The sequence below is a fragment of the Microbacterium sp. nov. GSS16 genome (assembly GCF_028198145.1).
In the GTDB taxonomy this organism is placed as follows: Bacteria; Actinomycetota; Actinomycetes; order Actinomycetales; family Microbacteriaceae; genus Microbacterium.
Genome location: NZ_CP116338.1, coordinates 98,949 through 121,359, shown reverse-complemented (window position 1 = coordinate 121,359; position 22,411 = coordinate 98,949). Strand labels below are relative to the sequence as shown.

The 22,411-nt window shown below is 70.4% G+C and carries 21 protein-coding genes; 16 read left to right on the top strand and 5 right to left on the bottom strand.

Annotation, left to right across the window (positions count from 1 at the left end):
* Positions 1-10 precede the first annotated feature (10 nt).
* Both PGB26_RS00575 and PGB26_RS00570 read left to right on the top strand, forming a co-directional pair.
* The gene (locus PGB26_RS00575) at positions 11-1,051 is read left to right on the top strand and encodes an ABC transporter ATP-binding protein (protein ID WP_271638374.1); all 1,041 of its coding nucleotides are present in this window, start codon (positions 11-13) and stop codon (positions 1,049-1,051) included.
* Positions 1,048-2,067 carry an ABC transporter permease gene (locus tag PGB26_RS00570; protein ID WP_271638373.1) on the top strand — a complete coding sequence of 340 codons (1,020 nt, stop codon included), beginning with the start codon at positions 1,048-1,050 and terminating at the stop codon, positions 2,065-2,067. Before PGB26_RS00575 ends, PGB26_RS00570 begins: the two co-directional genes overlap by 4 nt.
* Before the next feature lie 42 nt (positions 2,068-2,109).
* Here the strand turns inward: PGB26_RS00570 and PGB26_RS00565 are convergent, their stop codons facing one another.
* On the bottom strand, positions 2,110-2,508 hold the full coding sequence (locus PGB26_RS00565; protein ID WP_271638372.1) for a pyridoxamine 5'-phosphate oxidase family protein: 399 nt from the start codon (positions 2,506-2,508) through the stop codon (positions 2,110-2,112).
* Between the two features lie 71 nt (positions 2,509-2,579).
* On the opposite strand from PGB26_RS00565, the gene PGB26_RS00560 reads away from it, so the two are divergent.
* The 3 genes from PGB26_RS00560 (at position 2,580) to ligD (ending at position 7,495) form a co-directional block, all read left to right on the top strand.
* The gene (locus tag PGB26_RS00560) at positions 2,580-5,066 is read left to right on the top strand and encodes an ATP-dependent helicase (RefSeq protein ID WP_271638371.1); all 2,487 of its coding nucleotides are present in this window, start codon (positions 2,580-2,582) and stop codon (positions 5,064-5,066) included.
* Positions 5,067-5,129: 63 nt separating this feature from the next.
* Positions 5,130-6,278, top strand: a complete 1,149-nt coding sequence (locus PGB26_RS00555) for an SseB family protein (protein WP_271638370.1) — start codon at positions 5,130-5,132, stop codon at positions 6,276-6,278.
* A gap of 155 nt (positions 6,279-6,433) precedes the next feature.
* Complete coding sequence (gene ligD / locus PGB26_RS00550) at positions 6,434-7,495, top strand: non-homologous end-joining DNA ligase (RefSeq protein ID WP_271638369.1); 1,062 nt, start codon at positions 6,434-6,436, stop codon at positions 7,493-7,495.
* Positions 7,496-7,534: 39 nt separating this feature from the next.
* On the opposite strand, the gene PGB26_RS00545 is transcribed toward ligD, so the two are convergent.
* Positions 7,535-8,569 (bottom strand): ATP-dependent DNA ligase, encoded by a 1,035-nt coding sequence (locus PGB26_RS00545; RefSeq protein ID WP_271638368.1) that lies wholly within the window; start codon positions 8,567-8,569, stop codon positions 7,535-7,537.
* Positions 8,570-8,655: 86 nt separating this feature from the next.
* Between PGB26_RS00545 and PGB26_RS00540 the strand changes: the two genes are divergently transcribed.
* Positions 8,656-9,159 (top strand): hypothetical protein, encoded by a 504-nt coding sequence (locus tag PGB26_RS00540; RefSeq protein WP_271638367.1) that lies wholly within the window; start codon positions 8,656-8,658, stop codon positions 9,157-9,159.
* 13 nt (positions 9,160-9,172) lie between these two features.
* On the opposite strand, the gene PGB26_RS00535 is transcribed toward PGB26_RS00540, so the two are convergent.
* Positions 9,173-9,832: a TetR family transcriptional regulator gene (locus tag PGB26_RS00535; protein WP_271638366.1), complete on the bottom strand. Its 660-nt coding sequence runs from the start codon at positions 9,830-9,832 to the stop codon at positions 9,173-9,175.
* Between the two features lie 154 nt (positions 9,833-9,986).
* On the opposite strand from PGB26_RS00535, the gene sucC reads away from it, so the two are divergent.
* The 5 genes from sucC to PGB26_RS00510 all read left to right on the top strand — a co-directional run bounded on the left by sucC (position 9,987) and on the right by PGB26_RS00510 (position 14,770).
* Positions 9,987-11,153, top strand: coding sequence for an ADP-forming succinate--CoA ligase subunit beta (gene sucC / locus PGB26_RS00530; RefSeq protein ID WP_271638365.1), 1,167 nt, complete (start codon positions 9,987-9,989; stop codon positions 11,151-11,153).
* Between the two features lie 32 nt (positions 11,154-11,185).
* A complete protein-coding gene (sucD, locus tag PGB26_RS00525; RefSeq protein WP_271638364.1) occupies positions 11,186-12,088 on the top strand; it encodes a succinate--CoA ligase subunit alpha in 903 nt (300 codons plus the stop codon).
* Between the two features lie 136 nt (positions 12,089-12,224).
* A complete protein-coding gene (locus tag PGB26_RS00520) occupies positions 12,225-12,830 on the top strand; it encodes a hypothetical protein (protein ID WP_271638363.1) in 606 nt (201 codons plus the stop codon).
* A 120-nt stretch (positions 12,831-12,950) separates the two neighbouring features.
* On the top strand, positions 12,951-13,532 hold the full coding sequence (locus PGB26_RS00515) for a copper chaperone PCu(A)C (RefSeq protein WP_271638362.1): 582 nt from the start codon (positions 12,951-12,953) through the stop codon (positions 13,530-13,532).
* Positions 13,532-14,770, top strand: a complete 1,239-nt coding sequence (locus tag PGB26_RS00510) for a Dyp-type peroxidase (protein WP_271638361.1) — start codon at positions 13,532-13,534, stop codon at positions 14,768-14,770. Before PGB26_RS00515 ends, PGB26_RS00510 begins: the two co-directional genes overlap by 1 nt.
* Positions 14,771-14,837: 67 nt before the next feature.
* Here the strand turns inward: PGB26_RS00510 and PGB26_RS00505 are convergent, their stop codons facing one another.
* The gene (locus tag PGB26_RS00505) at positions 14,838-14,990 is read right to left on the bottom strand and encodes a hypothetical protein (protein WP_271638360.1); all 153 of its coding nucleotides are present in this window, start codon (positions 14,988-14,990) and stop codon (positions 14,838-14,840) included.
* Positions 14,991-15,063: 73 nt separating this feature from the next.
* Entirely contained in the window at positions 15,064-16,503 is a 1,440-nt protein-coding gene (locus PGB26_RS00500; RefSeq protein WP_271638359.1) for an NCS2 family permease, read from the bottom strand.
* 92 nt (positions 16,504-16,595) lie between these two features.
* Between PGB26_RS00500 and PGB26_RS00495 the strand changes: the two genes are divergently transcribed.
* From PGB26_RS00495 to PGB26_RS00475, 5 genes are all read left to right on the top strand, one after another.
* Positions 16,596-17,867: a cell division protein PerM gene (locus PGB26_RS00495; protein ID WP_271638358.1), complete on the top strand. Its 1,272-nt coding sequence runs from the start codon at positions 16,596-16,598 to the stop codon at positions 17,865-17,867.
* 4 nt (positions 17,868-17,871) lie between these two features.
* A complete protein-coding gene (gene purN, locus PGB26_RS00490) occupies positions 17,872-18,453 on the top strand; it encodes a phosphoribosylglycinamide formyltransferase (protein ID WP_271638357.1) in 582 nt (193 codons plus the stop codon).
* Between the two features lie 62 nt (positions 18,454-18,515).
* Entirely contained in the window at positions 18,516-20,123 is a 1,608-nt protein-coding gene (gene purH / locus PGB26_RS00485; RefSeq protein ID WP_271638356.1) for a bifunctional phosphoribosylaminoimidazolecarboxamide formyltransferase/IMP cyclohydrolase, read from the top strand.
* Positions 20,124-20,278: 155 nt separating this feature from the next.
* Complete coding sequence (locus PGB26_RS00480; protein WP_271638355.1) at positions 20,279-21,808, top strand: DNA-3-methyladenine glycosylase 2 family protein; 1,530 nt, start codon at positions 20,279-20,281, stop codon at positions 21,806-21,808.
* Entirely contained in the window at positions 21,805-22,302 is a 498-nt protein-coding gene (locus tag PGB26_RS00475) for a methylated-DNA--[protein]-cysteine S-methyltransferase (protein WP_271638354.1), read from the top strand. The genes PGB26_RS00480 and PGB26_RS00475 overlap by 4 nt, the downstream gene beginning before the upstream one ends.
* Positions 22,303-22,411: the final 109 nt, after the last annotated feature.

Sequence of the window (22,411 nt, the reverse complement as noted above, 5' to 3'; positions counted from 1 at the left end):
GGCTCGGGGCATGGACGGAGTGGTCGCGCAGGGGGTCAAGCGGTCGTTCGGGTCGGTGGATGCTGTGGTCGATGCCACCTTCCGCGCTCTGCCCGGCCGCGTCACGGGGCTGGTCGGTCCGAACGGAGCGGGCAAGACGACGCTGCTGCTCATGCTCGCGTCGCTGCTGGCGCCGGATGCCGGTCGCATCACCATCGACGGCGTCGACCCGGTCGACGACCCGGCCGCGGTGCGGCGGATGCTGGGTTGGATGCCCGACACGCTCGGCGCGTGGCCGTCGCTGACGGCACGGGAGAGCATCGTGACGACAGCGCGGCTGCACGACATGCCGGCGGCGGAGGCCCGATCGCGCGCCGACGAGCTGCTCTCCCTCGTGGGTCTCGCCGAGCACGCCGCCTCGCCCGCGCGGGTGCTGTCGCGCGGTCAGAAGCAGAAGCTCGGGCTCGCACGCGCTCTCGTGCATCGCCCGCGCGTGCTGCTGCTCGACGAGCCGGCGTCCGGCCTCGACCCCGAGGCGCGGGTGCAGCTGCGCGTGCTGCTGCGCGACCTCGCGGCACAGGGGACGACGATCCTCATCTCCAGCCACGTGCTGTCAGAGCTCGAAGAGGTCGTGGACGACACGGTGTTCCTCGTCGCGGGGTCGGTGGTGGCCGCCGCTCCCGCACCCGCCGCGCGCACTTATCGGGTGCGGCTCGCCGTCGGCGACGCCCCGACGGCTGTGGCGCACGCGCTCGGCGTGCGTCGCGATCAGGTGGGCGCCGACCGAGGTGACGCCCTGCTCCTCGTCTCTGACGACACCGCCGCGGTCGAGGCGCTGCGCACCCTCGTCTCCGCCGGTGTGCCGGTTCTGGAGTACGGTCCGGCGCAGAGTGCGCTGGAGGCGTCTTTCCTCGCCCTGCGGCATCCGGGATCAGCTGCACCGACCCCGCCGACTGCACCGCCACCGCCGGATGCACCGGCGTCGCCGGCTGCACCACCACCGTCGGCTGCACCGCGGTCGACGGCTGCACCGCAGCCGCCGGCCAGCCCGCAGGAAGGAGCCGCGTCGTGAGCGGATCCCGCATCCTCACCATCGCCCGGCTCGAGCTGACGCAGCGGCTGCGCAGCGTGGGCTGGTACGTGCTGCTGGGCATCTTCGTCGTGCTGCTGCTGGGCATCACGGCGCTGTCGTTCCTGATCTTCTCGAACAACGAGCTGCCGGGCGCCGGCGTCTTCTCGATCATCGTCAACTTCGTGCTGCTGCTCGTGGTGCTCGTGTCGCCGACGCTCAGCGGCAACGCGATCAACGGCGACCGAGACGCGGCGACGCTCGCCCCGATCCAGGTGACCGCCGCGACGACCGGCGACATCATGCTGGGCAAGCTGCTGGCCGCGGTTGCGACCGGGTGCGCATTCCTGCTCATCGCCGTGCCCTTCCTCGCGGCGGGCATGCTCGGCGGCGGCGTCACACCGGGAATGTTCTTCGTCTCGCTGCTCGTGCTGCTGGCCGAGACCATCGTGGTGGCCGCGATGGGCGTGGGACTGAGCGGGCTCATCGCGCGCCCGCTGTTCTCGATCGCCGCCACCTACCTCGTGGTCGCGGCACTGGTCATCGGCACGCTCATCGCCTTCGGTCTCGGGGGAGCGGCGCTGCGCACCGAGTTCACGCAGCAGGAGCGCATGTGGGACGAATCGGGCGAGCCGATCTGCGACGAGTGGCAGGAGTACACCTACGAGCAGCCGCGATTCGATCTGGTCTGGGGCTTCCTCGCGGCGAACCCGTTCGTCGTGCTGGCCGACGCCACGCCCACCCCGTTCGTCGACGGCTACCCGCAGGACCTGTTCGGGCAGGTGAAGTACGGCGTTCGCATCACGCAGGTGCGGCCCGAGCCGCAGCGCTGGGATCCGTGCGAGGCCGGCGGCCCTCAGACATCGCCCACGCCCGAAGAGCAGATGCGCGGCACCGCGCCGAGCTGGTTCGTCGGGCTCGGCATCCAGCTGGTGATCGCGGGCGGTCTCTTCGCCGGCGCCTGGTCGCGCACGCGCACGCCCGCGCGGCGACTTCCTCCCGGCACGCGCATCGCGTGAGGGTCATCGCGCCGCCCCGATCAGAGGAGCCGAGCGACCGGCTCAGCGAGCGCGACGCACCCGTCGGCCGGAGATCGAGCTCGGCGTGAACCGCAGCGGCAGCGACCTGTCGCCCTCTGCCCAGGGGCTGCGCCGCGAGGCGCCCGGCACGGCCGCCAGCTCTTCGTCGGTCATCTCCGAGATCGCGCCGCCGAGCAGAACGCTCCAGCCGGAGCCTGCGAGGTCATCATGATGATCCACCTCGAAGGCCACCTGGAGGGTGCTCTGCGTCAACGCGCTGAGCAGGCCGGACGGCGCGGTTCGGATGACCACGTCATCTCCGTCGACGAGATAGTTCACCGGAATGATCTGCACCCGGGCATCCGCCACGAATCCGACCCTCCCCACGGTCGTCGCCCTGAGCAGCTCCCGGCACTCCTGCTCGCTCAACTCGGTCATCATCTCGGCACCGTCCTCTCCGCTCGCTCCGAGCGTACCCCGGTGTCGGACGCCCCGAATAGACTCGAAGTGCCATGACCGACGCCCCTCTCATCGTCCCCGCATCCTCCGGCCCCCACCCCTCCGACGGCCGCGACGAGCTGCTCGCCGGGCTCAATCCGCAGCAGCTCGAGGCGGTGACCCACCGCGGCAGCGCGCTGCTGATCGTCGCCGGTGCCGGATCGGGGAAGACGAGCGTGCTCACCCGCCGGATCGCCCTGCTGCTGCGTCAGCGTGAGGCGTGGCCGAGCCAGATCCTGGCGATCACGTTCACCAACAAGGCGGCGGCCGAGATGCGTGAGCGCGTCTCGGGTCTCGTGGGCGACGTGGCTCGCGGCATGTGGATCTCGACGTTCCACTCCGCCTGCGTGCGGATCCTGAGGCGTGAGGCCGAGCAGTTCGGCTTCACCAAGTCGTTCACGATCTACGACTCGGGCGACTCGCGTGCGCTGCTGAAGAGGCTCGTCAAAGAACACGACGCCGATGCGTTCGGCCTCACGCCCGGCGCGGTGCAGTCGCGCATCTCGAAGCTGAAGAACGAGCTGACGGATGCTGAGGGCTTCGCCCGCCAGGCGAACCTGAGCGACCCGGCCGAGCGCAAGTTCGCCGACATCTTCGCCGACTACCAGCGCGCGCTGCAGAAGGCCAACGCATTCGACTTCGACGACCTCATCGGCCAGACCGTCTACCTGTTCCGCGCCTTCCCCCACGTCGCCGACGTGTACCGCCGTCGTTTCCGGCACATCCTCGTCGACGAGTACCAGGACACGAACCACGCGCAGTACGCGCTGATCCACGAGCTGACCCGCCCGGTCTCGGGAGCGAGCGCCGAGGCGGATGCCTTCGAGATGAACGGCATGATGATTTTCGAGCCGGACCCTTCGGCACGCTCAGGGGCCCAGAGTGCCGCTGATGCCGAGGGGGCGTCGCTCACGGTGGTCGGCGATTCCGATCAGTCCATCTACGCCTTCCGCGGCGCCGACATCCGCAACATCAGCGAATTCGAGCGCGACTTCCCCGGCGCCAAGGTCGTGCTGCTCGAGCAGAACTACCGGTCGACGCAGAACATCCTGTCGGCGGCGAACGCCGTGATCGGTAACAACTTCGATCGCAAGGCGAAGAACCTGTGGAGCGACCGCGGCCCCGGCGAGAAGATCGTGGGCTTCACCGGTTACTCGCAGCACGATGAGGCCCAGTTCGTCGCCGACGAGGTCGAGGCGCTGCGCCGCGCGGGCATCCCGTACTCCGAGATGGCCGTCTTCTACCGGACCAACTCGCAGTCGCGCGCGCTGGAGGAGATCTTCATCCGCTCGGCCGTGCCCTACAAGATCATGGGCGGCACCAAGTTCTACGAGCGCGCTGAGATCAAAGACGCCCTCGCGTACCTCGTCGCCGTGGCGAACCCGGCCGATGAGATGGCGGTGCGCCGCATCCTGAACAGACCACGGCGTGGGATCGGCGACGTCACCGAGACCGCGATCGCGCGCTTCGCTGACGAGAACGGGCTCAGCTTCCGCGATGCGCTGCGCAACGCCCCGCTGCTGGGCGTGGGACCGAAGATCCAGGCGGCGATCACGCAGCTCGACGCGGTGCTGAACGAGGCAGCCGAGATCCTCACCCCGTCGTCCGGCGAGGTGCCGCCCGCGACCTCGGTCGCCGAGGGGCTCACGGTGCTGCTCAACGGCAGCGGCTACTTCGAGATGCTGCGCGTCAGCCGCGACCCGCAAGACGAGGCGAGGCTCGAGAACCTCGACGAGTTCGTGGCCGTCGCGCGCGACTTCGCCCGCAACAACCCCGACGGCGCGATCGCCGACTTCCTCACCGAGGTGGCTCTCGTATCCGACGCCGACGATCTCGACGACGAGTCCGGCTCGGTGTCGATGATGACGATGCACACCGCCAAGGGGCTGGAGTATGACGCGGTCTTCGTGACCGGTGTCGAGGAGGACCTCATCCCGCATCGCATCTCTGCGGGTGAGCCCGGCGGGCCGCAGGAGGAGCGCCGCCTGTTCTACGTCGGCATCACCCGAGCCCGCAAGCGCCTGCACCTGTCTCTGGCGATGACGCGCGCGCAGTTCGGCGAGGTCTCGGTGGCGATGCCCAGCAGGTTCCTGCAGGAGATCCCGGGCGATCTCATCGACTGGCGCCAGTCGCCCGGAGATGTGAACTCCCGCGGCGGGATGCAGTCTCGTGCGTTGAACGCGCGGCGCCCAGGTGGCTTCGGCGGCGGAAGCGGGTCCTCGAGGCTGTCCGACGGCGGGCCGAGGCCGCTGCCCAAGGGCGGCGGCCTGAAGCCGCTGTCGACGGCGATGGACCGCTTCCCGAACAAGGTCACCGGCAAGGTGCGCGACAACGGCGATCTGGAGCTGGCGGCAGGCGACCGGATCCGCCACGACGACTTCGGCGAGGGGCGCATCGAGGCCGTGACCGGCGAGGGCGCCAAGCGCATCGCGCACGTGCGCTTCGACTCGGCGGGACAGAAGAAGCTGCTCATCAAGATCGCTCCCATCAGCAAGCTCTGACGCCCGCGATGCGGCGCGACGCCCGTCGACTCCCGCGGACGCCGTGCGGTTAGGCTGACTGATATGGCCCTCTTCTCCCGCCGCAAGAAGTCCGACGACCAGCCGACCGCCCCGGCTGCCCCCGCCGCCGAGGCCGAAAGCGTCGAAGAACCCGCGACCGACGTGCCCGCGGAGCCGGTGCCGGATGTCAGCATCTCGGTGCAGGCGTTCCGCGGTGTCGGCGCCGACGCCGGTCCCGAGGTGAGCCTGCCCACGGAGGACGCATCGCAGAGCGCACCGCCGCGCACCGCACCCGCGCGGTCCTCATCGCCGTCGGCGCAGGGTCTGCCCGGCGAGCAGCAGCCCGCTTCACCCTCCGAGCAGACGGTGCCGCGGCTTCCGCTCGCGCCTGCCCTGCCCCCCGAGCAGACCAATACGGTCGACGGGCTCAACGACAACGTCCTGCTGCGCGAGGCCCTCGCCGAGCTGCAGGAGGGTGCCACCAACGAGCAGCTGATCGGTGTGATGCGCCAGTCGCTGCAGGGGCACCTCTACCTGCGGGTGAACGGCGACGCCCGCGAGCAGATAAGCTCCGGCAAGCCCCTCTCGGTGGGTGTGATCCGCGACGGCGACCGATCGTTCATGCTCGCTTACAGCTCTGGCCGCGCCCTGCAGCAGTCGATCGAGGGGGCTGAAGACGCGGCGGCGACCTCAGCCATCGCCCAGCCGACGACAGCGGTCTACCAGCAGGTGATCGCAGGCGGCTTCACCGGCATCATCATCGACAACTCCTCGGCACCGCATCGGGCGGTGTTCCCCACCGAGCTGCTGCAGAAGGCGCTCGAGCAGGGTGATGAGAACATGGCGATCAAGACCGCGCTGGCCGCTCCGCGCGACGAGCAGAGCGCCGTGCGCGTGGCAGAGGCGCTGGCCGGCACCCGCTGCTGGGTGGCCGTGAACGACGGCTCGAACGGGCAGCCCGTCGGCATCGCCGAAGCGCACGCCACTGACGGACGCCGGTTCCTGCAGGTGTTCTCGCACCCTCTCGAGGTCGTGGCGCTGGGCCGGAAGGACCGGCCCCTGCCGTTCCAGCCCGAGCAGCTGGCGAAGATCCTCAGCGAGCACTCCGGCATCGCCGGCGTGCTCGTCGACATCGCCGGGCCGTCGATCGCCGTCGAGCGCGACGCGCTCAGCGCCGTGCTCGTGCTCGGGATCGACATCGACGACGAGTGACCGACCCGGGGCCAGCCGGTCGCGGTTCTCGGACAGAGTGTGGAACGGGCGTGTGCTCCGGCGACGCGCCGTCGGAGCACGTCGGGTCCGAGGGCACTGGCCGCGGCGGCCGCAAGCCCCTGTGACCGGCGCGTTGAGCGCCCTAGTCTCGGGGCATGGCCTCTGAACGAGTGAAGCTGACCGTGCAGGACCCCGACGGCGAGCGTGTGGTCGATCTGTCGAGTCCGAACAAGGTGATCTGGCCGACAGACGACGGCGGCGGCATCACCAAGGCCGAGTACGCCGACTACGTGCAGCAGGTGGCGGATGCCTTCCTGACCTCGACCGGCCACCGGCCGGTGTCGCTCGAACGGTTCCGTGACGGCATCCGCGGCGAGCAGTTCTTCTCCAAGAATCCACCCAAGGGCACGCCCGACTACGTCGAGTCGGTGGTGTGCACCTACAACAGCGGACGCCGGCATCCGCAGCTCGTGCTCACCAGACCGAGCGCGATCGTGTGGGCGGTGCAGATGAACACGGTCGTCTTCCACCCGTGGGCATCTCTGGCGTCGAACACCGACAACCCGGTCGAGCTGCGCATCGACCTCGACCCGCAGCCGGGCACCGGCATCGAGCAGGCGATCCCGGCCGCGATCGAACTGCGCGAGGTGCTGCGCGAAGCCGGGCTCGATCCGTTCATCAAGACCAGCGGCAACCGCGGACTGCACGTGTTCAGCCCGATCGTGCCCGAGTGGGAGTTCCTCACCGTGCGCCACGCGGTGATCGCGGCAGGGCGCGAGCTCGAGCGCCGGATGCCCGATCGGGTCACGACGAACTGGTGGAAGGAGGAGCGCGGAGAGCGGATCTTCGTCGACTTCAACCAGGCCAACCGCGACCGCACCATCGCCGGTGCCTACAGCCCGCGGGCCAGGCCCAACGCACCCGTGTCGACCCCGATCCACTGGGAGGAGCTCGACGACCTCGACCCCGCGCGGTTCACGGTGCGCACGGTGCCCGCCCGGCTCGCCGAGGTCGGAGACCCGTGGTCCGGCATGCAGGATTCGCCCGCCCGGATCGACACGCTGCTCGCCTGGTGGGAGCGCGACGTCGAGAACGGGCTCGGCGAGCTGCCGTTCCCGCCGGAGTTCCCCAAGATGCCCGGTGAGCCGCCGCGCGTGCAGCCCAGCAAGAAGGTCGCCGAGAACTGGGACGAGAACGGCGAGCGGGTCGACGACTGAGGGCGCTCGCCGCCGCCGCCGCGTAGAGCCGTCGTCGGGCTACTCGAGCACGTCGGCCAGGTCGTATCCGGCGACCGTCTCGAGCTGGTCGTACGTGCACGAACGGGCGTCGCGGTCGGGACGCCAGCGGTCGAACTGCACGGTGTGCCGGAAACGGTCGCCCTCGAGCTGGTCGTAGCGCACCTCGAGCACGAGCTCCGGGCGCAGGCGCACGAACGTCATGTCCTTGGCGCCGGTGAACCGCGACCGCTCGCTCTCGCCCGTCACCGCGTCGCCCGCCTCGTCACGGACGACCAGCGGCGCGAGCTCATCGACGAGCGCCCGGCGCATGGCATCCGTCCAGGCGGCGACGCCCCCGACCTGCCGCAGCGCACCCGCATCGTCGTACAGTCCGACGAGCAGCGACCCGACCCCCGTCCCGCTCTTGTGCACGCGATAGCCGAGCGCGACGACGTCGGCGCTGCGAGCGTGCTTGATCTTGATCAGCGCGCGCTTGCCTGGCGCGTACGGGTCGTCGAGCGGCTTCGCAACGACGCCGTCCAGCCCCGCGCCCTCGAACTCCGCCAGCCAGCGGCGGGCGAGCTCCGGGTCTTCCGTCGCACGGGTCAGGTGCAGCGGATGCGGGGCGTCCGCCAGCATCCGCTCGAGTCGCGTCCGTCGCTCTCGGAACGGATGCTGCTGCAGATCCTCCTCGCCCTCGGCGAGCAGGTCGAAGGCGATGAACATCGCCGGGGTCTCGGCGGCCAGCTTCGCGACGCGCGACGCGGCCGGATGGATGCGCTGGCTGAGCGCCTCCCAGTCGAGACGCTGCGCACCGGCGGGCCCGGTCGCGACCACGATCTCGCCGTCGAGCAGGCATGGACCGGGCAGGATGCCGGCGAGCTGCTCGACCAGCTCGGGGAAGTAGCGCGTCAGCGGCTTCGCCCCGCGCGAGCCGATCTCGAGCGTCTCGCCGTCCCACGCGACGAGCCCGCGGAAGCCGTCCCACTTCGGTTCGTACAGCATCGGCCTCTTCGCCGGGTCGGGGACGGATGCCGCGGCCTTGGCGAGCATCGGGGCGGGAATGTCGTACATGCGCCGGTCCTTCCGGGTCGGATCAGAAGAGTCTGGCACGGACGCTCGACGCCACAGGGGGCCTTGCGGGTGAGAGAATGAATGTGATGAACGAAGTACAGGGCCCGACCCCCGCAGGAACCTCTCGTCCGTACCGATCTCTCGCGGAGGCGCTGCGCGCGCACCGGATCCCCATCGAGAATCACGAGTTCATCGCCGCGGTGACGGACGCCGTCGGCATCAGCAGCTACATCGACCGCGGCAGGTACATCGAGGCGATCCGCCGCACCCCGCAGGCGCCCCTGCACATCGGCCGCACCTATATCAACGGCTTCTCCGAAGACGAGCAGGTGAGCGTCGGCGGCCGGGTGCTGCCGCTGCTTCCCAGCGAGGGACGCGCACCGTACTTCTACGTGCACCAGCCCAGTGGGCTGCCGACCGTGTCGGCGTCGAAGCGCTCGGCGTCCGCCGGACGCGCCCCCGCCGCGACACGCCCCGCCCCTGAGCCGCGTGCCCCGAAGGCCACGAACCTCGCGGAGCGCGATTACGGCGTGTGCGACGTGTGCTTCATGGTGAAGAACGCCTCGGGCAAGTGCGGCTGCGACGAGTGACGTCGGCGTGGGGTCAGGACAGCTGAGCCTGCACTCGACGTGAGATCTCGGCCACCGGCATCGACCGGGGGAACACGGCGACCACGACATCGTCGTCTGCCGGGGTGACCGCCTCGGGCAGCACCCCGTAGCGTCGGCGGACGTCGTCGAGCGCGTCGCGCAGCACGCTCAGCGGCACGCGGCTGCCGCGCAGCAGCTGGCGCAGCACATGGTTGTGCACGGCGGTGATCAGTGCCGAGAACCCGACCGCGTCGATGGGCGCGATCCCGGGCAGGGAGTCGCGCAGGTGCTCGTCGAACAGCCGCTCGTACCGGAATACCGTGACGATCTCGCGATCACGCAGCACCGGCACCTCGCGGACGATCTCGTACCGCCGCCTGGCGAGTTCGGGGTCGCGGGCGAAGTGCGTGAACACGCGCTCCGATGCCTCGCAGACCGCCGCCCACGGGTCGTCGTGCGGCTCGGCCAGGAAGTGCCGCAGCTCATCGAGCAGGGCCTCGTGATCGATGAACACGACGTCCTCCTTGCCGCCGAACTGGCGGAAGAAGGTGGATCGCGAGACACCCGCGGCCTTCGCGATCTGCTCGACGGACGTCTGATCGAAGCCCTGAGCGCTGAAGAGTTCGAGGGCCGCGGCGACGACGCCGGTGCTCAGATCTGCGGATTCGTGCATGGCGAAAGCCTAGACCGCGGTGAGCCGGCTCGCCGGTCGGTGTCCGCGGGCGGCGACGGACCGTCCAGATCGCGGTAGTAGGCTGGGGGATTGGTCGATGTCTCGACATCGAGAGCATCACCAGACCAGACAGCAGCCCAGTGAAGGAACCACAGTGGATCTGTACGAGTACCAGGCACGAGACGTTTTCGAGAAGTACGGAGTGCCGGTCCTCGCCGGCATCGTCGCCGACACCCCCGAGGAGGTGAGGGCGGCCGCCGAGAAGATCGGCGGTGTCGTGGTCGTCAAGGCGCAGGTCAAGACCGGTGGCCGCGGCAAGGCCGGCGGTGTCAAGGTCGCCAAGACCCCCGACGAGGCGTACGAGGCCGCGAAGAGCATCCTCGGTCTCGACATCAAGGGCCACGTCGTCAAGCGAGTGATGGTGGCGCAGGGCGCGCGCATCGCGGAGGAGTTCTACTTCTCGGTGCTGCTCGACCGCGCGAACCGCTCGTACCTGTCGCTGTGCAGCGTCGAGGGCGGCATGGAGATCGAGCAGCTCGCCGTCGAGAAGCCCGAGGCCCTCGCTCGCGTCGAGGTCAACCCGCTGACGGGCATCGACAAGGCGAAGGCCGTCGAGATCGCGCAGGCGGCGAACTTCCCCGAAGACCTCGTGGAGAAGGTCGCCGAGGTGTTCGTCAAGCTCTACGACGTCTACAAGGGCGAGGACGCCACGCTCGTCGAGGTCAACCCGCTGGTGCGCACCGAAGACGGCGACATCATCGCCCTCGACGGCAAGGTGACCCTCGACGACAACGCGTCCGAGATCCGTCACCCCGAGCACGAGGCCCTCGCCGACAAGGACTCCGAGAACCCCCTCGAGGCGAAGGCGAAGGCATCCGGTCTGAACTACGTCAAGCTCGACGGACAGGTCGGCATCATCGGCAACGGCGCCGGTCTGGTCATGTCGACCCTCGACGTCGTCGCCTACGCCGGCGAGAAGCACGGCGGCGTCAAGCCGGCGAACTTCCTCGACATCGGTGGCGGCGCATCCGCCACGGTCATGGCCGCAGGCCTCGACGTCATCCTCGGCGACGAGCAGGTCAAGAGCGTGTTCGTGAACGTCTTCGGCGGCATCACCTCGTGCGTGGCGGTCGCGGAGGGCATCGTGAAAGCCCTCGAGATCCTCGGTGACGCGGCCACCAAGCCGCTCGTCGTGCGCCTCGACGGCAACCAGGTCGAAGAGGGTCGCGAGATCCTCGCCGCCGCCAACCACCCGCTGGTCACCCTCGCCGCCACCATGGACGAGGGCGCCGACAAGGCCGCCGAGCTGGCGAACGCCTGACCCTTCGACGGGCTCGGATTTAAGGAACAGACATGTCGATCTTCATCAACAAGGACTCCAAGGTCATCGTCCAGGGCATCACCGGCGGCGAGGGCACCAAGCACACCGCACTGATGCTCAAGGCGGGCACGAACATCGTGGGCGGCGTGAACGCCCGCAAGGCCGGCACCACCGTCGCGCACACCGACAAGGACGGCAACGCCGTCGAGCTCCCCGTCTTCGGCTCTGTCGCCGAGGCGATGGAGAAGACCGGCGCCGACGTCTCGATCGCCTTCGTGCCAGGCGCCTTCACCAAGGACGCCATGGTCGAGGCCATCGACGCCGAGATCCCGCTGCTCGTCGTCATCACCGAGGGCGTGCCCGTCGGCGACAGCGCAGAGGCCTGGGCGTACGCGACCGAGAAGGGCAACAAGACCCGCATCATCGGCCCGAACTGCCCCGGCATCATCACTCCCGACGAGGCGCTGGTCGGCATCACCCCGGCGAACATCACCGGCAAGGGCCCGATCGGCCTGGTGTCGAAGTCGGGCACGCTGACGTACCAGATGATGTTCGAGCTGCGCGACCTGGGCTTCTCGACCGCGATCGGCATCGGCGGCGACCCGGTCATCGGCACCACGCACATCGACGCGCTCGCCGCGTTCGAGGCCGACCCCGAGACCAAGGCCATCGTCATGATCGGCGAGATCGGCGGCGACGCCGAGGAGCGCGCGGCCGACTACATCAAGGCCAACGTCACCAAGCCCGTCGTGGGCTACGTCGCCGGCTTCACCGCTCCCGAGGGCAAGACCATGGGCCACGCCGGCGCCATCGTCTCGGGCTCGGCCGGAACCGCACAGGCCAAGAAGGAGGCCCTCGAGGCCGCCGGCGTCAAGGTGGGCAAGACGCCCTCCGAGACCGCCGATCTGATGCGCGCCATCGTAGAGGCGCTCTAGTCGCGAAGCGACGCCGACCGGTTGCTGAGCGAGGAGCGCAGCGACCAGTCGACGCACGATGGCCCCGGGATCCATTCCCGGGGCCATCCGCGTCTCCGGGTGCGTAAGCCACGCCACGGCATGGCAGGATTGAGACATGCGCTCCTCGAGGCTCCCGCAGCTGCTGCGCGGGACGTCGTCGGCGCTGGTGGCCACCTTCGTCGCGCTGCTCGCGCACGTCTCCGCCGGGGGAGCGCTGCCCGGCCTCATCGGACTCGTCGTGCCGCTGGTGCTGTCGAGCATGATCAGCGTGCTCCTCGCAGGCCGGCGGCTCTCACCGGCACGGCTGCTCCTCGCCGTCTCGGCCAGCCAGTTCCTCTTCCACGAGCTGTTCATCCTGGGTGCGTTCACGCCGGCCGGCGGGCTGAGCGTGCATCAGCACGGTGCGCCGCCGGTGCTGTCGGGCGCTGAGACCGTCATCGCAGACCCGGCCGCGGGGATGTGGCTCGGTCACGCCCTCGCGGTGCTCATCACCACCGCTGCACTGCACCGCGGCGAGATGCTGCTGGTCGGCCTCGTCCGTCTCGCCGGCCGGCTGACGACATGGCTCGTCGCCCTGCTCTGCGATCGCCTGCCCGCCGCGCCGCCCCGCCCCGGGCTGCGCGCCCCGTCGCGCCCCGCGCACACCGACGCCGTCGACACCGGCATCCGCGTCGTCCGGCGGCAGCCGCACCGGGGCCCGCCGCTGGTCTTCAGCATCTGAGAGGCGCCGTCCATCCGGATGGCGCCGTCCGCGCCTGCGCGGACCGCGCACCCGCCACGAGGCGGGCGTGCTTCGTCGTGCATGCGCACGGCGAGAGAACAGATCCTGAAAGGCACAACCATGCACATCGACGCTCGCCGTCTCACCCGACCCGCCCTCGCTCTCGCAGCCGCGCTGCTGCTTCTCACCGGCTGCGCTCCCACCACAGCTCAGCCCGACCCGCACGGCTCCGCCTCGCACGTCCCGTCGTCCGCCGGTGAGGTGGTGACCATCGACGACGCGTGGGTCAAGTCGGCCGCTGAGGGCATGACAGCAGGCTTCGGCATCCTGTCGAACCCGACCGACGACGAGATCACCATCGTATCCGCGCGCACTGAAGCCGCCGCACGCGTCGAACTGCACGAGACCGTCTCCGACTCCGCCAGCGGCGGAACCACCATGCGCGAGGTGCGGGGCGGATTGGTCATCCCCGCCGGGGGCACGCTCGAACTCGCACCGGGAGGGGAGCACCTCATGCTCATGGGGCTGACCGCACCCGTCGAGGCAGGCCAAGAGGTGCAGTTCACGCTGACGTTCTCGGACGAGTCGACGATGTCGTTCACCGCGGCGGTGAAGGACTTCACTGGCGCTCAGGAGCACTACGAGTCCGAACACGACGAGCACTCCGGCCACTCCGAGCACGATTCCGACCAGGGGCACTGATGAACGCGCGCAGCGATCACGCCGCGCGCGGAACCGAGTCGATGTCCCGCCCCACCCGGCGGCAGCTCCTCTTCGGAGGGGCTGCCGCCGGTGCCGGGGCGCTCGTCGCGCTCGGCGCAGAGCGGCTCTCCACCCCGGCACCTGCACCAGCGGCCGGGCCCGTGCTGCACGGTCGCGTCGTCGTGCCCTTCCACGGCCCGCATCAGGCGGGTATCGCCACCGACGCGACCGCCCACGCCACGCTCGTCGCGCTCAGCCTGCACCCGCAGACCGACCGTGAGCGGATGCGGCGCATGATGCGCGTGCTCAGCGACGACGCCGCTCGCCTCACCGCGGGCGAGCCTGCTCTCGCCGACACCGAACCCGAGCTCGCTCGCGATCCGGCGCGGCTGACGGTCACCTTCGGATTCGGGCCGGAGTTCGTCGCCCGGGCCGGCGGCGACTCGCCGCCGTGGCTCGCTGCGCTGCCGGAGTTCGCGATCGATCGGCTGCAGCCGGAGTTCACCGGCGGTGATCTGATCATCCAGGTCGCCGCCGACGACCCGATGACGGTCGCGCACACGACCCGCATGCTGCTGAAGGACGCCCGCAGCTTCATGCGCGTGCACTGGGTGCAGCACGGGTTCCGGCAGGCGCACGGCACCGTGGCTCCCGGCACGACTATGCGCAACCTGTTCGGTCAGGTCGACGGCACTGCCAACTCCCGCCCCGGCGACGACGACTTCGACGAAGTGGTGTGGAGCGCCGGCGGATGGCTGTCCGGCGGAACCGGAATGGTGGTGCGGCGCATCCGGATGCATCTCGACACCTGGGACGAAGTCGATCGCGGGGCACGGGAGTTCGCCGTCGGGCGCAGGCTCGACACCGGCGCGCCGCTGACCGGAGAGCGCGAGCACGACGAGCCCGACTTCGCGGCGAAGGACAGGCTGGGCTTTCCGGTGATCCACGATCTCGCGCACATCCGGCGTGCGCGCTCAGCCGATCCGGGGGAGCGGATCTTCCGCCGCGGGTACAACTACGACGTCCCCTCCTCCGACCCCGGATCGGTGTCGGAGTCGGGTCTGGTGTTCATCTCGTTCCAGGCCGACGTGTCCCGCCAGTTCACGCCGATGCAGGAGCGGCTCGCGAAGGCGGATCTGCTGAACATCTGGACCACGCCCGTCGGCAGCGCCGTCTTCGCCGTGCCTCCCGGCTGCGCGCCCGACGGGTACATCGGCGAGACCCTGCTCGAGGCATGAGCGCGGCCGCACGATTCCCGCGCTAGACTGATGCATGAAGGCCCCGGGCTCCACCCCGGGGCCTTCGTCATGCTCGGCGCGGTGCCGCGTCCAGGCGGTGTCGCGTTCGGGTCAGCGCCAGCGAGCCGCCGTTGACGGGCAGCGTGACGCCGTGCTTGCTCGCACCGCACGGCGACAGCTGGAAGGTGGACTGCAGCCCGGCGATCGAGGCGATGCTCACGATCGCTCCGTGGCCCCGGGCGGTCATCTGCGAGAACTCCGCCGCCTCGCCCAGGGAGCACGAGAGCCGACGCTCAGCTGAGCAGCATCTCCACCGGACCGCGGGCGAAGTAGATCACGAAGCCGGCAGCCACGACCCACAGCAGCGGGCTGATCTCCTTCGCCTTGCCCGAGAACGCCCGCGCCGCGACCCAGCCGATGAAGCCCGCGCCGATTCCGTTCGCGATCGAGTAGGTCATCGGCATCACCGACACGGTGAGGAAGACACCGAACAGGGCCGAGAAGTCGGTCAGGTCGATGAAGCGGATCTGGCTCATCATGAGCGCGCCGACGATCACCAGCGCCGCGGCCGCGACCTCGGTGGGCACGATCGACACCAGCGGCGTGAAGAACATCGCGATCAGGAAGAGCCCGCCGGTGATGAGGTTCGCGAAGCCGGTGCGCGCGCCCTCGCTGATGCCCGCGCCCGACTCGACGAACACCGTGTTCGACGACGAGGAGGTCGCGCCGCCGACCACGGCGCCGACACCCTCGACGATCAGCGCCGACTTCAGGCGCGGGAAGTTACCGCGCTGATCGGCGATCTCAGCCTCCTTCGCGAGACCCGTCATGGTGCCCATCGCATCGAAGAAGTTCGTGAAGACGAGGGTGAAGACGAGCATGAGCGCGGCCAGCGCGCCGATGCGGCCGAATCCGCCGAACAGGTCGAACTGGCCGACGAGCGACAGGTCGGGAAGGCTGACCAGCTGCGCGGGCAGGGCCGGCACCGACAGGCCCCAGCCGCCGGGGTTGTCGTCGCCCTTGGCGCCGATGTGCCAGATCGCCTCGACGATCACCGCCAGCACGGTGCCCGAGACGAGTCCGATGAGGATGCCGCCCTTCACCCGGCGCGCCACGAGCACGCCGGTGAGCAGCAGGGTCAGCACGAACAGCAGCGTGGGCACGGTGGCGACGGAGCCGCCGACGCCGAGCGCGACTGGCGGCGACGCGGCGGCGGTGACGAAACCGGCGTTGACGAAGCCGATGAACGCGATGAACAGGCCGATGCCCACGGTGATGGCGATCTTCAGCTGCATGGGGACGGCGTCGAAGATCATGCGGCGCAGGCCCGTGGCACTGAGCAGCACGATGATCAGGCCGTTGATCACCACCAGGCCCATGGCCTCGGGCCAGGTGACCTCGCCCACGACCGAGAACGCGAGGAACGCGTTGATGCCGAGTCCGGCGGCGAATCCGAAGGGCAGGCGCGCGACGAGACCGAACAGGATCGTCATGACCGCGGCGGTCAGGCCGGTCACCGCGCTCAGCTGAACGAAGTCGAGCTGGGAGCCGTCGATGTCGGTTCCGCTGGAGAGGATGATCGGGTTCAGGATGACGATGTACGCCATCGTCACGAACGTGACCACACCTCCGCGGATCTCGGCGGCGAAGGTCGATCCTCGCCGGGTGATCTCGAAGAATCGGTCGATAGCGTTGCGCGGTTCGGTGTCAGGGCGCACAGGGGCATCAGTCATCGGGTGGACCTCCGAAGAGAATCTACCGGGTTCGGCGCACCGCGCGTGGCCGAGGCATACCGGGCGGATGCACGACGTAGGCTCGATCCGTCATGCAACAACGCCTCATCGTCGCGCTACTCGCCGCCCTCGACGCCGCCATCGCGGCCGCGGTCGGGCTGGCCGTCGTGCTCGCGCCGTTCACCCTGCTCTGGGTTCTGGCGTTCGGGCTCGATGCCGACTGGGGTGCGCTATGGCCGGTGAGCGGCACGCTCTGGCAGTTCGGCCACGGGGTGCCCCTCGAGGTGGTGCTTCCGGATGCCGTGCTCTCGAGCCTCGCCATCCCGAAGGATGCCGCCCGGTTCGCGCTGTCGGTGCCGCCGCTGGCGCTGCTGCTGTTCACCGGGCTGCTCGCCGCGCGCTCGGGCCATCGCGCCGCGGTGGCCGGCCGGTGGATCTCGGGTGTCTGCGGGGGAGTGCTGGCCTTCACCGCGATCTGCGCCGCAGTCGCGCTGACCGGCCGCTCTGATGTGCTGCGCGCCCCGCTGTGGGCGGCGATCGTGATCCCCGCCGCGGTCTACGCCGTCGGTGCGCTCGCCGGTGCGCTGCGTCATGCGTGGGCCGAGGGCGACGACGGTCCGATCGACCGGCTCCGTGATGTCGTCGACTCGTGGGGCGACTGGGCGGCTGTGCCAGGCGAGGCGGTCAGGGGCGCCGCGATCGCGGGCGTCGCGCTGACCGGCGCCTCCGCCGTGGGCTTCGCCGTGATGACCCTGCTGCGCGGGGGCGAGGTCGTCGCCCTGTTCGAGGCGGCGCACGTCGACGCGCTCGGCGCCGCCATGCTCACCATCGGTCACCTGGTCTACCTGCCCACCCTGCTCGTGTGGTCTGCGAGCTGGCTCGCCGGCCCCGGCTTCGCCCTCGGCGCGGGCACCGCGGTCTCGCCCGCCGGCACCGAGCTGGGCGTCGTCCCCGGCATCCCCGTGCTCGGCCTCGTGCCCGAGAACTCGTCGATCTGGATGCTGGTGAGCGTGCTCGTTCCGATCGCCTGCGGCGCCGTTGCCGGCTGGATGGTGCGCTCGCGCCTGGTCTGGGAGCACACAGCAGGCGGGTATGGCCCCAGAGCCGCCATCGCCGGCGGCATCACGATCCTGACCGCGGGAACCGCCGCGCTCGCCGCGGCGCTGGCGTCCGGGTCGATCGGCCCCGGCCGACTCGCCCAGGCAGGCCCTGCGCCGGGGCCGTTCGCGCTGGCGATCGGCATCGAAGTGCTCATCGGCGCCGGCATCCTGCTGCTCGCACCGCGGCACCGCGACGAGCTCGCCGAAGAGCGCATCGACCGCTGGAATGAAGAGATGGCCGGGCTCAGCGCCCCGGTAGACTGACCGGGTGCTGACGCTCGCCGTACTCATCTCCGGTACCGGCTCGAACCTTCGAGCCCTGCTCGAGGCGGCGAGTCACCCCGATTTCCCGGCCAGGGTCATCGCCGTCGGCGCCGACCGCGACGCCGCAGGTCTCGCGCACGCCGAGGAGTTCGGCATCCCGACCTTCACCGTGCCCTACACCGCATACGACAGTCGCGAGGAATGGGGGCAAGAGCTGGCCGCGCAGCTTGATGCCTGGCAGCCCGACCTCATCGTGCTCAGCGGACTGATGCGCCTGCTGCCTCACGCTGTCGTCGAGCGCTACGCGCCGAACATCATCAACACGCATCCCGCATACCTGCCCGAGTTCCCGGGCGCGCACGGCGTACGCGACGCGCTCGCCGCCGGCGTCAGTGAGACTGGGGCGAGCATCATCGTCATCGACGACGGCATCGACAGCGGGCCGATCCTGGCTCAGGAGCGCGTTTCGGTGCTGCCCGGCGACAACGAAGCCACCCTGCACGACCGCATCAAGCCCGTCGAGCGACGCTTGCTGATCGATGCGGTGCAGCGCATCGCCACGGGCGAGCTGACGCTCTCCCGCTGACATCTCGCCGCTACCCACCCGCCGACACGCAAACGATCTCGCCCGAACGAAGGAGCACCCTCATGGCCGGCCCCAGCCTCGACCCCTCGCTGTACCGTGATCGCGACCTCGTGCGGGTCAAGCGCGCCCTGGTCTCGGTGAGCGACAAGTCCGGCCTGGTCGAGCTCGCCGAGGCTCTGACCGAGGCGGGCATCGAGATCGTCTCGACGGGGTCGACCGCGCAGACCATCCGCGACGCCGGCCATGAGGTCACCGACGTGGCATCCGTAACCGGCGTCGCCGAGATGCTCGACGGGCGCGTCAAGACGCTGCACCCGAAGGTGCACGGCGGTCTGCTGGCCGACCTGCGCCTGGAAGACCACGAGCGGCAGCTGGCCGACCTCGGCATCGAGCCGTTCGAGCTCGTCGTGGTCAACCTCTACCCGTTCGTCGAGACCGTGGCATCCGGCGCCGACCCCGACGCCATCGTCGAGCAGATCGACATCGGCGGGCCGGCCATGGTGCGCGCCGCGGCGAAGAACCACGCGAACGTCGCGATCGTCGTATCGCCCGAGTCGTACCCCGCCATCATCGAGGCGATCGCCGAAGGCGGCACCACGCTCGTGCACCGTCGGGAGCTCGCCGCGCGTGCTTTCGCGCACACGGCCAGCTACGACTCGGCCGTCGCACAGTGGTTCTCGGAGGGCACCCTCGCCGAGGGCGGAGACCTGCCGGCGCACCTCACGGTGAAGGCCGAGCGCCTGGCCACCCTGCGCTACGGCGAGAACTCGCACCAGCGCGGCGCGATCTACACCCGTGCCGGCGGGCACGGCATTGCCCAGGCGACCCAGCTTCAGGGCAAGGAGATGTCGTACAACAACTACGTCGACGCGGACGCCGCGCTGCGCGCCGCCTACGACATGGTGCAGCCGGCCGTGGCGATCATCAAGCACGCGAACCCGTGCGGCATCGCGACGACCGCCCGCAACGCCCTCGACCCGATCGCCAGCGCCCATCTGCGCGCTCACGAGTGCGACCCGGTGTCGGCGTACGGGGGAGTGATCGCCGCCAACGGCACCGTGACGCTGAAGATGGCCGAGAACCTGAAGGACATCTTCACCGAGGTCATCGTGGCGCCGGACTTCGAGCCGGCCGCCCTCGAGGTGTTCAAGGCGAAGAAGAACCTGCGACTGCTGCAGCTGCCCGCCGACTGGCGACAGGAGCGGATGGATGTGCGGCTCGTCTCGGGCGGACTGCTGCTGCAGGATGCCGACCGCTTCCCCGACGACATCGTCTCGGTCGCGACGGACTGGGAGCTCGTCTCGGGCGAGCGTCCCGATGACGTCGAGATGGAGAACCTCATCTTCGCGTGGAAGGCCTGCCGCGCGGTGAAGTCGAACGCGATCGTGCTCGCGAAGGACAACGCGACGGTGGGCGTCGGCATGGGACAGGTCAACCGGGTCGACTCGTGCCGCCTCGCCGTCGAGCGGGCGGGAGGACGAGCCGCAGGGTCGGCCGCGGCATCCGATGCGTTCTTCCCCTTCGCCGACGGGGCGCAGGTGCTCATCGACGCGGGGGTCACCGCGATCGTGCAGCCCGGCGGCTCGGTGCGCGATGAAGAGGTCGTAGACGCCGCCCGTAAGGCCGGCGTGACGATGTTCTTCACCGGGGAGCGCCACTTCTTCCACTGACGCGGAGCGCCCCGGGCGGGAGCCACATGTCCTCTCTCACGCGCTTATGACCGACACGTGGCTCCCGGCACGCGTGCGCCGCGCTGGCCTCGCGGGCGGACTGCCGTGTCCGATTTCCGCCAGCCCAGTGCGCGTGAGCGTGACAGCATGAAGACATGGAAGGCGTCGGCAGCACTGCAGAGCACGACGAGCGCTACCGTGCGATCACCGCGAAGGACACGCGCTTCGACGGGCAGTTCGTCACGGCCGTGCGCTCGACCCGCATCTACTGCCGCCCGAGCTGCCCCGCCCGCACACCGAAGCCCGAGAACGTCACCTTCTACGCCACGAGCGCAGCTGCGCACGAGGCCGGATACCGCGCCTGCAAGCGCTGCCTGCCGGAGGCTGCGCCGGGCTCGCCCGCGTGGAACCTCCGCGGCGACGCCGCCGCGCGCGCGATGCGCCTGATCGCCGCCGGCGTCGTCGAGCAGGAGGGCGTGCCGGGACTCGCCCGCCGTCTGGGCTACTCGCCCCGGCACCTCACGCGCATGCTGACCACCGAGCTGGGCGCCGGCCCGCTGGCGCTCGCCAGGGCGCACCGCGCGCATACCGCGCGCATGCTGCTCGTCGGCACCGACATGCCGATCTCGGAGGTCGCGTTCTCGGCCGGATTCTCGAGCATCCGGCAGTGCAACGAGACTATCCGGGAGGTCTTCGAGATGACCCCGGGGGAGCTCCGCGCGAAGCGGCGCGCGCTCGCCCGGGGGACGCACGTGACGACCGACGACAGCGACACTGTCACCCAGGGCACCATAGACCTGCTGCTGCCGCACCGCGCCCCGATCGACACGGCGGGCCTGTTCGCCTGGATGGCCGCACGCGCCTTGCCCGGAGTCGAATCGGCGACGGCCACCTCGTTCTCTCGTCACCTGCGGATGTCGGGCGGCCCCGCGCACGTCGAGATCCGGCAGACCCCGTCGGGGCAGCTGCGGCTGCGCGCGAAGGTCACCCGCCTCGCCGATCTGACGCCCCTCGTCGCCACCGCTCGACGGCTGTTCGATCTCGATGCCGATCCGGGGGCGGTCGACGACGCGCTCTCGGCGCATCCGGAACTCGCTCCGTTCGTGGCCGCCGTCCCCGGCATCCGGGTGCCGGGTACGGCGGATCCGCACGAGATGCTCATCCGCGCCATGGTGGGGCAGCAGATCACTGTCGCCGCGGCGCGCACCGCCCTCACCGCACTCGCCGAGCAGCTGGGCGAGCGCACCGCGGACGGCGGGCTGCTGTTCCCGACGATGACCGCGATCGCCGAGCACGGCGCCGAGGTGCTGCGCGGACCCGCGGCGCGCAGCCGGGCCATCATCGGCGCGGCCGCCGCACTCGCCGACGGGTCGCTCACCCTGACCGTCGGCGATGACGCCGTGGCGCAGCGCGCGGCACTGCTCGCGATGCCGGGCATCGGCCCGTGGACCGCCGACTACGTGCGCATGCGCGTGATCGGCGACCCCGATGTCTTCCTGCCCGGTGACGTCGCCGTGCGCGCGGGGGCCGCGGCGTCGGGGCTTCCCGCCGACCCGGCATCCCTCACGGCCTGGGCGGCCCGCACGGCCCCCTGGCGCAGCTACCTCACCGCGCATCTGTGGCGAGCGGTGCCTGCCCGGCCGCCGCGCCGCTCTGCGCGCCCAGCCCCCAAGGAGAATCCATGACCGCGCTCGTCCAGACGATTCAGACGCCAGACGGCCCCCTCACGATCCTCGTCGACGACGCGCAGCGCGTGCTCGCGTCGGGCTGGACCGACGATCAGGCGGCGATCATCGAGCGCGTGCACCCCGCACTGCGGCCCGCCGCCGTCGCGGAGGGCGAGACGGATGCCGCGCACGCGGCCGGCGCGTACTACGCCGGCGACCTGCACGCCATCGACGCGGTGAGCGTGCGCCAGCGCGGCACTGCCCTGCAGGCGGCCGGATGGGAGGCTCTGCGGCGCATCGAACCGGGTCGTCCGCTCAGCTACAGCGAGTTCGCCGCCGAGCTCGGCAGCCCGCAGGCCGTGCGCGCCGCCGCGTCGATCTGCGCGCGCAACGCGCCGGCGCTGTTCGTGCCGTGCCACCGCGTGCTGCGCGCGGACGGATCCCTCGGCGGCTTCGCATGGGGACTGCCGGTCAAGCAGAGTCTGCTCGCCCGCGAGCGCGGCGAGATCTGATCCGCGGCGCCTAGCGCGCAACTCGCTCTTGCGCGCTGCGCGCCCGCGGCCATAGGCTCGAAGGCTGTCGCGCCGACCCGGGCGACGAAGCCGAGCCAGGAGGACACCA